Source organism: Nocardia pseudovaccinii (genome assembly GCF_050942345.1).
GTDB classification, from domain to species: domain Bacteria; phylum Actinomycetota; class Actinomycetes; order Mycobacteriales; family Mycobacteriaceae; genus Nocardia; species Nocardia pseudovaccinii.
The window spans coordinates 7,711,082-7,725,708 of sequence record NZ_CP192074.1; the positions used below are offsets into that span (position 1 = coordinate 7,711,082).

The 14,627-nt window shown below is 65.5% G+C and carries 17 protein-coding genes; 9 read left to right on the forward strand and 8 right to left on the reverse strand.

Features of this window, described 5'->3' with window-relative positions; genetic code table 11:
- Window positions 1–205 precede the first annotated feature (205 nt).
- Window positions 206–1,063 (forward strand): MerR family transcriptional regulator, encoded by an 858-nt coding sequence (locus ACQPZ2_RS34870; RefSeq protein WP_433522307.1) that lies wholly within the window; start codon window positions 206–208, stop codon window positions 1,061–1,063.
- Window positions 1,064–1,120: 57 nt separating this feature from the next.
- Here ACQPZ2_RS34870 and ACQPZ2_RS34875 read toward each other — a convergent pair whose 3' ends face one another.
- Window positions 1,121–2,440: a cryptochrome/photolyase family protein gene (locus ACQPZ2_RS34875; RefSeq protein ID WP_433522308.1), complete on the reverse strand. Its 1,320-nt coding sequence runs from the start codon at window positions 2,438–2,440 to the stop codon at window positions 1,121–1,123.
- A 167-nt stretch (window positions 2,441–2,607) separates the two neighbouring features.
- On the opposite strand from ACQPZ2_RS34875, the gene ACQPZ2_RS34880 reads away from it, so the two are divergent.
- The 5 genes from ACQPZ2_RS34880 (at window position 2,608) to ACQPZ2_RS34900 (ending at window position 7,271) form a co-directional block, all read left to right on the forward strand.
- Window positions 2,608–3,027 (forward strand): YciI family protein, encoded by a 420-nt coding sequence (locus ACQPZ2_RS34880; RefSeq protein WP_063040952.1) that lies wholly within the window; start codon window positions 2,608–2,610, stop codon window positions 3,025–3,027.
- Window positions 3,028–3,036: 9 nt separating this feature from the next.
- Window positions 3,037–4,311, forward strand: coding sequence for an RNA polymerase sigma factor (locus tag ACQPZ2_RS34885; protein ID WP_433522309.1), 1,275 nt, complete (start codon window positions 3,037–3,039; stop codon window positions 4,309–4,311).
- 162 nt (window positions 4,312–4,473) lie between these two features.
- Window positions 4,474–5,190, forward strand: coding sequence for an SDR family oxidoreductase (locus tag ACQPZ2_RS34890; protein WP_433522310.1), 717 nt, complete (start codon window positions 4,474–4,476; stop codon window positions 5,188–5,190).
- On the forward strand, window positions 5,187–5,609 hold the full coding sequence (locus ACQPZ2_RS34895; RefSeq protein WP_433522311.1) for a helix-turn-helix domain-containing protein: 423 nt from the start codon (window positions 5,187–5,189) through the stop codon (window positions 5,607–5,609). Before ACQPZ2_RS34890 ends, ACQPZ2_RS34895 begins: the two co-directional genes overlap by 4 nt.
- A 198-nt stretch (window positions 5,610–5,807) precedes the next feature.
- Complete coding sequence (locus ACQPZ2_RS34900) at window positions 5,808–7,271, forward strand: short-chain fatty acid transporter (protein WP_433522312.1); 1,464 nt, start codon at window positions 5,808–5,810, stop codon at window positions 7,269–7,271.
- 92 nt (window positions 7,272–7,363) lie between these two features.
- Here ACQPZ2_RS34900 and ACQPZ2_RS34905 read toward each other — a convergent pair whose 3' ends face one another.
- The 4 genes from ACQPZ2_RS34905 to ACQPZ2_RS34920 form a co-directional block, all read right to left on the reverse strand.
- A complete protein-coding gene (locus tag ACQPZ2_RS34905; RefSeq protein WP_433522313.1) occupies window positions 7,364–7,564 on the reverse strand; it encodes a DUF6186 family protein in 201 nt (66 codons plus the stop codon).
- Window positions 7,561–7,965 (reverse strand): hypothetical protein, encoded by a 405-nt coding sequence (locus ACQPZ2_RS34910; protein WP_433522314.1) that lies wholly within the window; start codon window positions 7,963–7,965, stop codon window positions 7,561–7,563. Before ACQPZ2_RS34910 ends, ACQPZ2_RS34905 begins: the two co-directional genes overlap by 4 nt.
- A 205-nt stretch (window positions 7,966–8,170) precedes the next feature.
- Complete coding sequence (locus ACQPZ2_RS34915; RefSeq protein ID WP_433522315.1) at window positions 8,171–8,848, reverse strand: enoyl-CoA hydratase/isomerase family protein; 678 nt, start codon at window positions 8,846–8,848, stop codon at window positions 8,171–8,173.
- A gap of 72 nt (window positions 8,849–8,920) precedes the next feature.
- Window positions 8,921–9,382, reverse strand: coding sequence for a dehydratase (locus ACQPZ2_RS34920; RefSeq protein ID WP_433522316.1), 462 nt, complete (start codon window positions 9,380–9,382; stop codon window positions 8,921–8,923).
- 18 nt (window positions 9,383–9,400) lie between these two features.
- Between ACQPZ2_RS34920 and ACQPZ2_RS34925 the strand changes: the two genes are divergently transcribed.
- The gene (locus tag ACQPZ2_RS34925; protein WP_433522317.1) at window positions 9,401–9,688 is read left to right on the forward strand and encodes a putative quinol monooxygenase; all 288 of its coding nucleotides are present in this window, start codon (window positions 9,401–9,403) and stop codon (window positions 9,686–9,688) included.
- A 128-nt stretch (window positions 9,689–9,816) separates the two neighbouring features.
- On the opposite strand, the gene ACQPZ2_RS34930 is transcribed toward ACQPZ2_RS34925, so the two are convergent.
- The 3 genes from ACQPZ2_RS34930 to ACQPZ2_RS34940 form a co-directional block, all read right to left on the reverse strand.
- Entirely contained in the window at window positions 9,817–10,794 is a 978-nt protein-coding gene (locus tag ACQPZ2_RS34930; protein WP_433522318.1) for a fatty acid desaturase family protein, read from the reverse strand.
- A gap of 149 nt (window positions 10,795–10,943) precedes the next feature.
- Complete coding sequence (locus tag ACQPZ2_RS34935) at window positions 10,944–11,177, reverse strand: hypothetical protein (protein ID WP_433522319.1); 234 nt, start codon at window positions 11,175–11,177, stop codon at window positions 10,944–10,946.
- A gap of 1,301 nt (window positions 11,178–12,478) precedes the next feature.
- On the reverse strand, window positions 12,479–12,931 hold the full coding sequence (locus ACQPZ2_RS34940) for an Lrp/AsnC family transcriptional regulator (protein WP_063040920.1): 453 nt from the start codon (window positions 12,929–12,931) through the stop codon (window positions 12,479–12,481).
- Window positions 12,932–13,086: 155 nt separating this feature from the next.
- Here ACQPZ2_RS34940 and ACQPZ2_RS34945 point away from each other — a divergent pair, with 155 nt between their 5' ends.
- Window positions 13,087–14,025, forward strand: a complete 939-nt coding sequence (locus ACQPZ2_RS34945; RefSeq protein WP_433522320.1) for a DMT family transporter — start codon at window positions 13,087–13,089, stop codon at window positions 14,023–14,025.
- A 288-nt stretch (window positions 14,026–14,313) separates the two neighbouring features.
- On the forward strand, window positions 14,314–14,553 hold the full coding sequence (locus ACQPZ2_RS34950; protein ID WP_433522321.1) for a hypothetical protein: 240 nt from the start codon (window positions 14,314–14,316) through the stop codon (window positions 14,551–14,553).
- Window positions 14,554–14,627 lie beyond the last annotated feature (74 nt).

Consider the following 14,627-nt stretch of genomic DNA (forward strand, 5'->3'; position numbering starts at 1 on the left):
CCTCTGATGCCGGGTGGCGGCAAGGCACCGATTGCCTTCTCCAACAACATCATCCGTGCTTGATCGGAACGGCAGTGGCTGCCGGTAGTCCCCGCGCGTCCGCGGGCCAAAAGCGTCACACCGCACGGTGTGCTCGAAATGCTCGGGCATGCGAGAGCCGGAGTCGAGAAGGCATCCGCGAGCCACGAACAGGCAGAATCAGGTCATGCCGCACCGTTCGATGCCCGCTCCGGACCAGACCGGTTATTCGGTCCGCACGGCGGCCGAGCGGCTCGGGATCCCGACTGCGACGCTGCGCAGTTGGAATCGCCGATACGGAATCGGGCCGCAGCCGGAGCGTCCCGGGCGGCACCGGTTGTACACCGAAGCCGATATCGGAGTGCTGACCCGGATGGTCGAACTCATTCGCGCGGGCGCGACACCGGCCGGCGCGGCCGCCACGGCGCGCGGACCCGCGCTGACCTTCGGCGACCGCCAGGCCCTGCTGTCCGCCGCGTTCGCCCTCGACACGCCGATGGTGTGCGAACTGCTGGACAAGCATGTGCGTACCTACGGGGTCGTCGACACGTGGGATCGACTGTGCCGCCCCGCTTTTGCCGATATCGTCGCCCGCCAGCTCGACGGCGAGGGGTGCGTGGATATCGAGCATCTGCTGTCATGGTGCATCATCGCGACTTTGCACCGGACCGCACCGCCGACGCGCACCCATGATCCGGTGCCGACGATCCTCGCCTGCACGAGCGGCGAGTCCCATTCCCTGCCACTGGAGGTGGCGCGCGCCGCGCTGGCAGAGCGTGGCACGGGTGCGCAGATGCTCGGACCGGACGTACCCACCGCCGCGCTGCACGACACGCTCACCAGAGTTACCGTCCCCGCAGCCGTCATGCTCTGGTCCCAGCAAGAGGCGACGGCTCTGACCTCGGCGGCACTCGCGTGCATCGATGCCGGTGCCCGGGTCTACCTCGGGGGACCTGGCTGGGACCATGCGATCCTGCCCGATGCGGTCATTCGGATGGGAAGCCTGGCCGAGACGGTCGAACGGCTCGGCCGGACTCCGGTCTAGGCGGGCACGCAGTGGTCCGAGTCCGAGGCCCCCGGGCAATACCGCGCTGAATCATGCTCACATTCCGTTGAATTCGACGATCGGCGGCGGGTAGTCGGCAGCGCCGACACCCGCCCGCCACGGTCGATGGATCTCCGCGCCGGGCAACATCGCCAGCTCGGGCAGCCAGCGCCGCACATAATCGCCTTCGGGATCGAACCGCTCGGCTTGGCGCAGAGGGTTGAGCACACGACTGGAGCGGGTGTCGGTGCCCGTACCCGCCATCCACTGCCAATTCAGCCGGTTGTTCGCGATATCGGCATCGACCAGCCATTGCTCGAAATGTTCTGCCCCGGCCCGCCAATCCACACGCAGCGTCTTGACCAGGAAACTCGCGGCGATCAGCCGGGCGCGTCCCGGCATCCACCCCTGGGTGAGCAGCTGTCGCATCCCGGCGTCGACCATCGGGTATCCGGTGCGCCCGGCCCGCCAGGCCGCCTCTGCCCGGGGATCCGAACGCCACGGTTCGTGCGCTGCCTTGTAGTCGGACACCGCCACCTCGCCCCGGTCGGCAAGCACCTGGTGATAGAAGTCGCGCCAGGCCAGTTGCCGCACAAAAGCGTATCCGCCCGGACCGGCCGTATCGGTGCATGTCACCACCTCGGCCGCGGACAAACAGCCGAAATGCAAGAACGGTGATAGTCCCGAGGTGCCATCGGCGGCGGGCATATCCTTGTCATCGGCGTAGCGGCGCACCGGCCCGGACAGCCACTGCTCCAACATCTTTCGGCCTGTCGCCTCGCCGCCCACCGCTAGTTCGGGTGAACCGGCACCGATGTCGGCAGGGTCCGGTATCGGCTCACTTGTCAGCCGCGGCACCGTGACCATGCCGGGCGCAGCGCGCGGTCGCCGTATCGGCGTATCGAGCCACCGGTGGAAGTACGGCGTGAAAATCGCGTAATGGCCGCGCCCGGTATCGGGCCGAATCGCACCCGGATCCACGGCGGTGATCGAAGCCGCGTGACTCTGCACGGCGCAACCGATGCGCGAAAGCCGTTCCCGCAGCGCGTGCTCCCGACCACGGCTGTAGCGGGTGACGTCCGTGGCGAGGTGCAGACTCCGCGCACCGACATCGATCGCAACCCGCTCGACCTCGTCGACTACCCGGCCGCGGCGGATGATCAGCCTGCCACCCCGTGCCCGCAACTGCTCGTCGAGCTCACGCAGCGCCGCGGCCAGGAACCGCATCCGATTGGGCGCGTTTCGCAGCCTTGCCAGGATGTCGACATCCAATACGAACAGTGGCACCACCGACTCGGCTTCGCGGCACGCGGCGAGCAGTGCCGGGTTGTCGTGGACACGCAGATCCCGGGTGAACAACACGATGGAGGCGGCCATACCCTCACTGTAGATTCATATTGATGCACAAATGATGCAAGTGCATTCGCGTGCCGCTATGGGCGTGGTAAAGATTTTTCGGCGGCGCGTCGATCTTCGGCATTCCCCGTTCGACTCGAAGGTGAGAGGGTCCGAGAGGGACCCGGATACCCGAGGAGACATGAACCATGAAGTACATGCTGATCTGGCGCGCCACCGACGAGGCCTACGCGGGGATGGAGAATTTCGACTTCGACAAGATGCTCGAGACCGTGGGTCGGTACAACGAGGAGATGATCAGGGCGGGCGTGCTGGTCGCCGCGGAGGGTCTCGACGATGCCGCCGATGGCGTGGTCGTCGATTATTCCTCCGAGACGCCCGTGGTCACCGACGGACCGTACGGCGAGACCAAGGAGCTGTTCGGCGGGTTCTACATTCTCAACGTGGCATCGAAGGAGGAGGCCGTGGAGTGGGCCAAGCGGTCGCCGCTCACCGGTCCCGGCTTCAAGACCGAAATCCGCCGGGTCACCACGATCGATGAGTTCCCGCAGGACAACGAGTGGATCCAGAAGGAGCGCAAGTGGCGGGAAGCGACCGGTCAGCTCTGAGCGGATCGAATGGCTGAGCACACCAGCCGGGCGGCCGTCGCCGCGATCTGGCGGATCGAGTCGGCGCGGATCGTCGGTGCACTCGCGCGGTACACCGGTGATTTCGCGCTGGCCGAGGACCTCGCCCAGGAGGCGCTGGCCGAGGCCCTGGTGACGTGGCCGCGTGACGGCGCGCCCCGCAATCCCGCGGGGTGGTTGCTCACCGTCGGTCGGCGGCGCGCGATCGACGCGTTCCGTCGGCGCTCCGCCCTCGACGAGAGATATGCCGCCCTCGCCCGTGATCTGGGCGAGGGCGGTGTGGTCTCCGGGCGCGAACCCAACCGCGACGCCGAGGACATGCTCTGGGATCCGGATCGGATCGATGACGACGTGCTCGCATTGATATTCATCTCCTGCCACCCCGTGCTGTCACGGGAGGCGAGGCTGGCGCTCACCCTACGAGTGGTCGGCGGTCTGACCAGCGATGAAATCGCCAAGGCGGGCCTGGTACCGACTGCCACCGTGCAGGCCAGGATCACCCGGGCGAAGAAGACTCTGGCGGCGGCGCGGGTGCCGTTCGAGGTGCCGTCGGCCCGAGAGCGGGCAGAGCGCCTCGGCTCGGTGCTCAGCGTGATCTATCTGATCTTCACCGAAGGCTCGACTGCCAGCTCCGGTGACGAGCTGATCCGATTCGAGCTGGCGGGCGAGGCACAGCGTCTCGCGCGGGTGCTTGCCCGGCTGGTGCCGAGCGAGCCCGAGGTCTACGGTCTGCTCGCGCTGCTCGAACTGACCGCGGCGCGCTTTCCTGCCCGTACCGGAGCGGACGGCGAGCCGGTGTTGTTGGAGCAGCAGGACCGCCGCCGCTGGGACCGCGCCGCGATCCGCCGGGGACGGGCCGCTCTGGCCCGCGCGGAGCAGGTCGGCCGTGGCCTCGGCGCCTACGGCTTGCAGGCGGCGATCGCCGAATGTCATGCCATCGCGGCCTCGGTCGATACGACGAACTGGGAGCGCATCGTGCTCATTTACGAGGCGCTCGGCAGACTGGCCCCGTCGCCGGTGGTCGAGCTCAACCGGGCGGTGGCAGTCTCCATGGCCCAGGGACCGGCTGCGGCGCTGCCGATCGTGGACACCTTGGCGGCTGGGGCGCTTGCGAATTCGCATCTCCTGTCGAGCGTTCGGGGTGAGCTGCTCACCCGCCTGGGACGCACCGATGAGGCGCGCACCGAACTGGAGCGCGCGGCAAAGCTGTGCGGCAACGAACGCGAGCGAACGGTGCTGCGGCGCAAGCTCGCTGCGCTCGGCTGACGGTGGCCAGTACCTGGGCGCTGATGCGGGTGACGGACGCCGGGGGTGTCATCGGACGGCTGCGAGCCGCGTTGCCGGACGTGGTCAGAGGGCGTCGGGCCACCCGTGCCCGGTGCGGGCAATATGCAATTCCCGGGCGGTCGGGGGGTCAGCGTGGTCGCCGTGGCGCCCGAGGACGATACCGGCCAGCAGATGTCCGGAGCGCAGTGCGGCGGCCAGGTCTTCGCCGCGGCGGCGGGCGGCGAGATTGGGGGCCTGGCACCGGTGGCTGCCGAGGTCGAGGCGCTGGGTCGCGCCTGCAGCACCGTGGGCGCGGATCTCACCGACTCCGCCGCCGTCGAAGCCCTCGCGAGTTCCCTTGCCGCCGAATACCGTATCGATCTGCTGGTGAACAATGCCGGAATCATCAGCCGCGGTCCGGCGGTCCAGGTGTCGCTTCCCGAATGGCGGCGGGTACTCGACGTCAACCTCGATGCGGCGTTTGTCCTGGCGCGCTGCATCGGTGCGACCATGGTCGAGCGCGGTGCGGGCCGGATCGTCAATGTCGCCTCGCTGCTGTCGTTTCAGGGCGGCATCAATGTCGCCGCGTATACCGCCAGCAAACATGCCGTTGCGGGGCTGACGAAGGCACTGGCCACGGAATGGGCCGGTCTCGGCGTCGGAGTCAACGCGGTCGCCCCGGGGTATGTCGCGACCGCCAACACCGCCGCGCTGCGGGCCGATCCCGCACGCAATCGCGCTGTCACCGAACGTATTCCGGTCGGGCGGTGGGCCGAGGCCGAGGATATCGCGGGCGCGATCGTCTTCCTCTGCACGCCCGCAGCGGCCTATGTGCACGGCCACATTCTGGTGGTGGACGGTGGATGGATGGCCCGGTGAACCACGTCGTGAACTCCCCGCCGAGCGCGGTCGCCAAGGTGGTGCTCGTGCTCGAGGCACTGCCGACCTGTCGCGGGATCAGTGAAATAAGCAGGGCCACTGGACTTTCCACCTCCACCGTGCACCGGATTCTGCAAGAGCTGGCCGCCCTCGGCTGGGTCCGGGTCGACTCGGATCACCGATATGCCGTCGACGACGAGGAGAACGAGGCGCACACCCGCTGCCTCGGCGCCCCTGTGCTCGACCATCACGGTATGCCGGTCGGCGGAATCAGCGTATCGGCCTTGGCCTTCGACCTCGATCGCGCGAAGGTGCGCGCCTGCGCGCCACTGCTGATCACCGCGGCCCGCGACGCCTCGCACGCACTCGGCCTGCCCAATTCGGCCCCGCCCGCCTCGGTACCGCGCAAACGCCGCTGATAGCGGTGGATTCCATGCCGAACCGAGTCACCTGGAGTGCCACACCACCTGATATTTCTGCATTTTTGCAGACGGTACCTGCAACTTTCCCTCTTGCCTGGACGCGAACGGGGCATCGATACTCGCCAGGCGAGTCTTGTGCGGTGCGTCACATGCACCGCACAACCTCGTGCGGAGAGAAAGATGAGGAACGACGGGATGACGTCCGCCGATACAGAAACCAGCCCCGACAAGGTTGAAGCAACCAGCTCTGAGAAGGGTCTCGCGCGAGTCGCGCAATCCCTCGCCAGGTGGACGGAGAAGTGGTTCCCGGACGCCTACGTCGTCGCGCTGGCGGGTGTATTCATCGTGGCCGTCGCCGCACTGGCCAACGGCTCGTCCCCGCGAACAGTCGCGAACGCGTTCGGCGACGGCTTCTGGGATCTGACCGCCTTCACCCTGCAGATGGCGATGGTGGTGCTCACCGGGTACGTCATCGCCACCTCTCCACCCATCGCCCGGCTCATCGACCGACTGGCCACCTTGCCGCAAACCGCCAGCAGCGCAGTGAGTTTCGTTGCGTTCCTCGCGATGTCGATATCGTTTCTGAACTGGGGCCTCAGCCTGGTCTTCGGCGGTCTGCTGGCCCGCGCGATCGCCCGTCGGGCCGATCTACGCGTGGACTATCGCGCGCTGGGCGCGGCGGCGTTCATGGGGTTGGGTGCGGTGTGGGCGCTGGGCATATCCTCCTCGGCCGCGCAGCTGCAGGCCACCGCCACCTCGCTGCCTCCGGCCCTGCTGAAAATCACCGGTGTCCTCGACTTCGGGCACACGATCTTCACGTGGCAGTCCCTGCTCATGTGCGCCGTGATCATGGCGCTCACGGTGGTGATCGCGCACTTCTCCGCACCGAAGGACGCCGCGATCAAGACCGCCCAGGACCTGGACGTCGATCTCGATGACCAGCCCGCGGACGTGGCTGCACGCTCCCGGCCCGGGGAATGGCTCGAGTACAGCCGCATCCTGCCGGTCCTGGCCGCGGTGTTGACGGTGGGCTGGTTGATCTCCCAGCTCACCAGCAAACCGGTGCTCACCGTGGTCAGCAGCCTGAACGGTTATCTGCTCGTCTTCCTCATGCTCGGCTTGGTGCTGCACGGGACCCCGCGCAAGTTCTTGCAGGCCATCTCCCTCGCCGTACCCGCCACAGCCGGAATTCTCGTCCAGTTCCCGCTGTACGCCGCCATGGCCGCGATCCTCACCAAAGCCAAAGGCCGGGGCGGCCTCACCATCTCCGAACACCTCGCGCACTTCTTCACCAGCATCGGCGGCGGAGGAGGCTTTGCCGTCGTCATCGCCCTCTACACCGTGGTACTCGGCGTCTTCATCCCGTCCGGCGGTGGAAAATGGCTGGTCGAAGCCCCTTACGTGATGCAGGCATCAACTGATGTCCACATGAACCTCGGCTGGACGGTGCAGATCTACAACGTGGCCGAGGCGCTGCCGAACCTCATCAACCCGTTCTTCATGCTGCCGCTGCTCGCAGTGCTCAAACTGCGGGCGCGCGACCTCGTCGGATTCACGTTCCTGCAGTTCCTGTTCCACCTGCCGGTGGTTCTGCTGCTCGTATGGCTGCTCGGCATGACATTCGAATACGTGCCCCCGATCCTGCCCGCCACCCCGTAACCTCGGCCGGTCCAGCGGCCCCTTCCGGGGCATCGGCGTATTCGATTGCCTCTTCGGCTATCTCACGACCTCGGACCTCGGCGAGCCTCCCGCTACCTGACGAGAAAGTGCCAGCCGACCCACGCCCACACGAGCACAGCGACAATCCGCGCCACCCGATTGCCCGTGAGATACGCGATCGTTTCCCCCAGGGGCGCGATCAGATCCCGGCGCACATGCGTGACCACGACCATGCCGAGCGCGATCACCAGCACCACCAGGAACCCGACGATGACGATCACCCGATCGCTCATCTCGACACCAACCACCAGCCAGCACCCAGCCACACCAGCCATCCGGCCAACCGCAGCGGCAGCTGCTCGAGCGCCGGATCCAGCAGCGTCGACAAGGTCGGGTGCAGGTCGCTCGCTCGCCTCCAATCCGGTTGCTGCACAAAGGCATACACTTCCCACACCGACGCGACGACCAGCAGCGTCGACCAAACGACCACTCCGCGCCGCAGCCGGACGGTGGGTGGAATCCGCTCGGGTCGCGAGCGGAACGCCAACACAGACACCACGATCACCGGCACCGCCACCAGCACGGTTGCCTGCCAACTGAACGGCCGAGTCGCGGCCCCGCCCACCGCCAGCACAACCACGACGGCCAGCAGCAGCATCCGCCGCCGAAAGGGTCGTGCCGGTTCCCCTGTCACCTGGGCAGAATAAGCCCCTGAGCACCGAATTCGGGCGTTCGGTGGCACCGACACCGCGGCCGGTCGCCGACCACGCACAGCACCGACAGCGAATCCACCGCGTCAGCAGCATCCGCACCGACCACAAGGCGCCGGATTCGTACTGTCGGACCCCGCTCTCGGTGCCGATCCCGCCGCAGTCCGTCAGCTCATCGCCGCCGAACGGTCAGCGGTGACGCCGCGGGCCTGGCGAAAAGTCGATCGCTTCCAGCACTTCGCCACGACCTCGACGCACCAATCGTTTGGTGATCGTGACCGATTCGGCGGACAACTCGCGCAGCTCTTCAGCTGTTTCGATGGCCGCATGCAACGCGTGGCCGTCCTCGACGACCCGGCTCAGCAATCCGGCGCGCTCGGCTCGGCCCGCACCGAACTTATCGCCCAACAACAACATTTCGGCCGCCTTTTCGGAGGCGGCCACCTGCGACAGCAGACCGGCCCCGCCTTCCGCAGTCGGTCCCAGCTCGACGAAAGGCAGCGAGAATACGGTCGAGCGACCCGCAAAAGCGAAATCACAGTGCAGCAGCATGGTTACGCCGACGCCGACCACGATGCCCTCGACTGCGGCGATGATGGGCGTATCAGAGTTGACCAGCGCTCGTAGCAGGGTCACGGCGTTCTGAAAGCCGGGGCCGTCGCGGAAGTCCACGAGCTCGGTGTCGGCGGTGAACATCGCACCGCGCCCGGTGATCACCACCGCGCGCACGCTCGGGTCCTGATCCACGCTCTCGATGGCGACGGCCAGTTGACGGTAGGTGTCGACGTCGAGAGCGTTGCGTTTGCCGGGGCGGTCGATCGTCAAGACACGGATGCCCGGCGAGGGGTCTTCGATGGTGATGGTCATCTGGTTCCTCAGCGTCGAATGGCCGTGTTCCCCCGAGGACGGTGGGGAACACGACCATGATCGGAAGCTACGTCACTCGATGAGAAGACTGATCACTTCGGCTACACACGACGGCTTATCGGCACCTTCACGCTCGATCGTTACGCCGAACACGACCTGCGCACCGTGCGGTGTGCGGGTCAGCGATTCGAGGCGAATCACGCCACGCAACTTGGCGTCCACCGGCACCGGAGAGATGTAGCGGACCTTGTTGCTGCCGTAGTTGATGCCCATCGAGAAGCCCGCGAAAGACACTGTGCTGGACAGCATTTTCGGAATGAGCGACAGCATCGGACTGCCGTGGGCGATGGTGATGCCGTACGTGCCCTGTGCCGATTTGTCGAGGGCCTCGGCTGCCACATCGCTTTCCCGTTGTGCAACACGGGCATTGCGCAATGTGGCCTGCACGCCCAACGGTGCCTGCCGTGCGATTACCTGAGCGATCTCGATGACACGGCTGTGAGCATCGATGAAACCATGCAGTCTGTAGTCCACTCACCCCTGAGGAGAACCATGCTCGCAGTAACCGCCGATGTGACCGTCAAGGCCGGGTCCGGCCCCGAGTTCGAATCCGTCGTCGCCGATCTGGTCGCCCAGGTCCGGGCCAACGAACCCGGCAATCACGCCTACCAGCTGGTCCGCTCCCAGGATGATCCCAACAATTACCGCTTCTTCGAAATCTATTCCGACAAGGAAGCCTTGGACGCCCACACGCGCTCCGACCACTTCCGCGCCGCTGGCAAGCTCATGGCGCCACTTCTGGCCGCACCCCCGAAGCTCGAGTTCTTCGACACCCTCTGAACCCCACCCTCTGCGGACCCGAACCGTCCGCAGAGGGTAATCCAGCTCGCCGCACGTACACCTGCCGAATGAATGCTTCGGCGGCTGATACCCCGTGGTCACGGTGGTTCGAACGCAGCACCTGATCCTCAGCGGAGCTTGCTGGGGCCGCGGATCTGGCGCGCCGCCGCAGTGGCCCAGCCGAGGTGGTAGTGGCCGCCCTCGTCCAGGAACTTCGCACGCAGTTCGTACCAGCGCAGACCCGGGTGCCGGTGATGCACGCCGTGCAGGTTGAAGCTCAGCGCGAAACGCTCGAGCGATCGAAGCGTACGCAGGTTCATCGCCTCCAGTGGTGCGTCGAGTTCGGTGCCGTAGTGATAAGCGTTGTCCGACAGGGAGATAACCAACGCACGCCCCCCCAGAGCCGCCAACAGCATCCAGCCGTCCGCACCGTAGGCGACAAACGCGGCGGCGTAGAGCACAACGATCGCAGCCGCATCGACACGGAACCGGCCCAGCACCCTGGCCTGCGCGATACGTTCGAAAAGCAGCCCCGTGACAGAGTCCGGTGCGTCCATCAGCCGACCGAGGCGACGCAGCACCGAGGCAGGCAGCACGGCCAGCAGCACCGCCGCGACCTCGAGCAGGTACAGACCACCGAACAGCCGCAGGTAATACCCGGGCGCTGCCTGCACCCAACTGGATGTCGCGGGGTCGTAGATCTCGGTGCGTTCCCGTGTCCTGCTGTACCGGTGATGCAGCAGATGGCCCGCCTTGAGCATCGCGAACGGTGAACCGTACAGCACCCCCAGCACACGCCCACAAGCGTCGTTAGCCGCACGCCCGCGAATCAGACTGCCGTGGATGGCCTCATGGAGCAGCGACCAGAACGGTGTCGTCGACAAAACCATGACCAGCAGCGTCCAGCCCCATATCGCGCCGCGTGGCAGCAACACCAGCGGCAGCAAGAACATCTGGAACAACGCGAGACCAACAGCGATGCCGATCAACCAACCATTGATAGCCCGAGCCGGTCGCGCCGGTCCCCGGGACCCGCGAATCCTGTCACGGGTGCGCACCTCGGTCATTCTGCTGCCCTCGTTCGCATCGAGCCTGCCACGGCTCATCGTGCCACCCCCGACAAGAATCGGCCGAGGTCGAAATATGCTGCCGACCAAGAACACTCGATCTTTTCATCGAATGGCCGGACACGGTTCACCTTGGCGCGGCTGCGGCGGCATGCTTCGGATCGGCCGGGGCAGTGGGGCAGAGTCGGTTATCTGGTCTGTTTCTTCGCCTTGTTCGGCTTCTTCTTTGTCTTCGGCTTGTCGTGGTCGGGCTCCCACTCGAAGCCCGCGAGGTTTTGCTCGCAGTGCCAGTTTTCGACTACAACATCGTCTTGGTCTCGTTCGCACCAGCGTTCCGTCTTGCCGCACGCGGTGACACCGAGTCCGGCGGCTACTGCGAGCGCCAAGGTGATCACAGTGGCGCGGAATCGGGAGCTATGCATCGGGTCTTTCCGATTTCGGTGATCTCGGTCGGTATCGGAGTCTGAGCGCATATGAAATCCATTGATAGATCGAGGGTTTGGCCCCCCATCCTCGCCAGTCGGCCTTGCAGGAACCTTAACGATCGGTATCTGAGGACCAGGCGCACGGGCCGGGCGCCCGCCTGCGGTGATCGGCGAAGTGCTGCGCTACAGAGTCCGCCTCATCGGGACATGGCTTGCCGCCCGACATCCCGTCACCGTAATCGCATCCATAGTGATGCTGGGGCCGTCGGCTACCCAAAAAGCAGTTCCAGAGCTGTCGTTCCCGGAAGGCACTACTCCGACATTCGCCGCGGCTTCGGCACGCTTCGACGCATGGGCAATCGACATGCCAAAGACACCGCACAGCCGGATCACGGCTACGAGCTCGAAGACATAAGAGTGCGCTGGCGGCGTTCCGCGACGCGCAGAGGATCAAATGGCAGGCGTGTTGGTACTCGCGGACCTCGACTTCGAGTTCGCGACGCTGCCGTGGGCCGACCAGGGACGTACGTTCGACGCCTCGGCCCACAAATTACTGAGCTGGCTGGTCGGGCTTCGTCTGCTCGGGCTGGGTCTGCTCTGGTTCGGGCCGTGGGTGCTGCTGCTCGAGCAGAGGCTCTTCGGGCGAAGGCACGTGCGGCGGAGGCGGCTCGGGCAGTGCGTAGACGGACCGGGTCACTGTGGCCGACATAGCGCCGACGTTCGCGATCGCGGTTCCCCCGAGCACGAGCGCCAGTGGAACCGCTCCCGCCACGACAATCGAGACCACCTTCTGTCGACGCGGGTCGGGTGCCCTGTGTGTGCTTGTGCCCATAGATATATCCCCTTCATACGAAAAGAGATTTTGGACTCGAATATTCATATCCGACAGCCATATCGACGACTTCGGAATATCTCCGAGCATAGGCGACAGTTTGCCGCATGTCCATGGCGCCCGTTCGATCCGTTATGAGTATTCCGGTCGGCAAATTAGGTAACTCCGACTCTGAATAAGACGGGCGATTACCGTGGCTTCGGATGCTCGCATCTCGCACTCCCATCGACCTCGAACCCATGTGACCAGCGACGACGAGCTCGTTCACGAAGGTCGACGACATACCCTGTCGACCGAGAACCAGATCCCACCCGGCCGCTGGGACTCGACTTTCGGTCTATCCATCGCCGATCCGGCATCCGAAATTACGATTCGCATCGGGTTTGCCTGTTAATGGTCGGACTTATTTTTCGGTTCGTCGCCGGGCTGACCGCCGCCGGTAAGCAATGGACCGATCGGGAGAGCCTCAAATCGGCTCGATGACGCTCTTTCGCAGGTGCCCGTAAACCACCGAGGTGCGCACGTCCGCGAGCTCCTGCCGCACGGTCAGCTTGTCCAGGACCACCGCGTGCAGATGGTCGGTGTCGCGAACCGCCACATGAAGCAGGAAGTCCTCGGTGCCCGTGAGCACGAAGACGCCGATCACCTCCGGCATCCGTGCCACGAAGGCCTGGAACTGCTCGATGATCGCACGCGTCGGCGGCCGTACCCGCACGGCGATGATCGCCTGCAGCCCCCGGCCGATCGAGGGGAGGTCCACCTCGGCGTGAAATCCGAGCAGCACACCGCGCTCACGGAGGGAGCGCACCCGTTCCAGGCAGGTGGAGGGAGCAATGCCCAACTCCTGCGCCAGGTCCCGGTTGGTGCGCCGACCGTCTTGCTGCAGAAGCCGCAGCAACGCCGAATCTAGTTCATCCATGTTCCGTCTCACTCACAGGTACTCGAATTTAGTTCGGCAAGCGTGCCATGTTCCCGGACTAATTGCTAGCTTGCACGCTGTAGTCCGTTCATGATGCGCTTCTCCACTATGCGGTCTGGCGGAGATGGAAGTTCGGACGGGAAGGGACATCAGGGGTGGACGAGCGCAGGATCAGGATCTCGGCGATCTGTTCGGTCGTGGCGGCCGCACTGTTCTGGAGCAGTTCGTATGCGGTGACCAAAAAGGTGCTGGCGGATGTCGGTCCGTTGACCATCGGGGCCATCCGCTTCACGCTCGCCGCCGTGCTGCTCGGGATCATGGTGCGCATGCGCCGCAATCCGGTCGCGCGGCCGGATGCCCGTCGGCGACGGATGATCTACCTGAGCGGCGTACTCGGCATCACGGTCTACTTCGTGCTGGAGAACATCGGCGTCGAACTGTCGACCGCTTCCGACGCCTCTTTGATCGTGGCCACCTACCCGCTGATGACCATGCTGGTGGAGCTGGTGGTCTTCCGCGCCGGAATGCCGCCCCTGCGGGTCGGTGGCGTGCTGCTCGCCACGACCGGAGCCTTCCTGGTCGTGCGCAACGGGGCGGAAGTCGGAGGCAGCGGGCGCTGGTCCGGTGATGTCCTGCTGCTGCTCGGCGGGCTGGTGTGGGCCGGGTACAACGTGCTTGGCAAGTACGCGGGGCGCGGGCAGGACGCGATGAATCTCACCTACCACCAGACCGTGGCGGGTGCCGCCGGGTTCCTACTCGCCTCGCTCTTCGAGATCGGGGACTGGCGGGTCCCGGACGCCACGACCTCGGCGCTGCTCGCCCATCTGGCCGTGGCATGTTCCGTCGGCGGCTTCCTTCTCTACAACTACGGTCTGCGCCGGTTGACCTCGAGCGTCGCGGTCAACATCCTCAACCTGGTACCGGTGTTCGGTGTGCTGGGTGCTGTGGGAATCAACGGCGAGGCGGTCCGGCTCGGACAGGTCTTCGGCGGCGTGATCATCGTCGCCGGTGTGACAGTTGGGTTGATCGAGCGCCGAACGGCGGTCGAGAAGGCCGCGGTTTCCGAGCCGACCCCAGTCGGCGAGTGCGCATGAAAGAGTCCGGCCCGGGGATCTGCGGGCTCTCGCTCTGGAGCGGGCACGGTCGCGCGCTGGTCATCGGCCGACATCGCATGGCCGGTCCTCGGCTCTGCTTACACCGCTCCGAGGCCACCGGCCGACCGCACCCCGGGCAGGTGTTCGACAAACAGTGCACGCTTGACGCCGCCAGCTCAGCGGCGTTAACTGATGGATAGTTCATATATGATGAAATAGTCAGGAGCATGTGATGGACTCCGATTCGACTGCGGCATTCGTCCGACGCCGCCCGAGGATGCCCAGGCCATGACAGCCGACGCGCGGCTCCGGCCCGGCAGTGATGTGCACCTGCGAATCTGGCTGGGCGGCATGGCCTTCGACTACGCGGCCACCATAGTGGCGGCACGCAATGTGATCCACGATTGGACACGAAAGCGTTGGTTCACAATCGAATTGATCCATTATGCGGTCGAGGAATGCCTGCTGCTGCCACGGCTACCGTATGAACGGTTGTTTTCGGGCCATGACATGCCACTGAAAGCCTGACGTTCAGGTGTCGTTGGCCGAATTGGCCGCACCCCATCCATGCCCCCAACAGCACATACCGATCCGACAGGCGG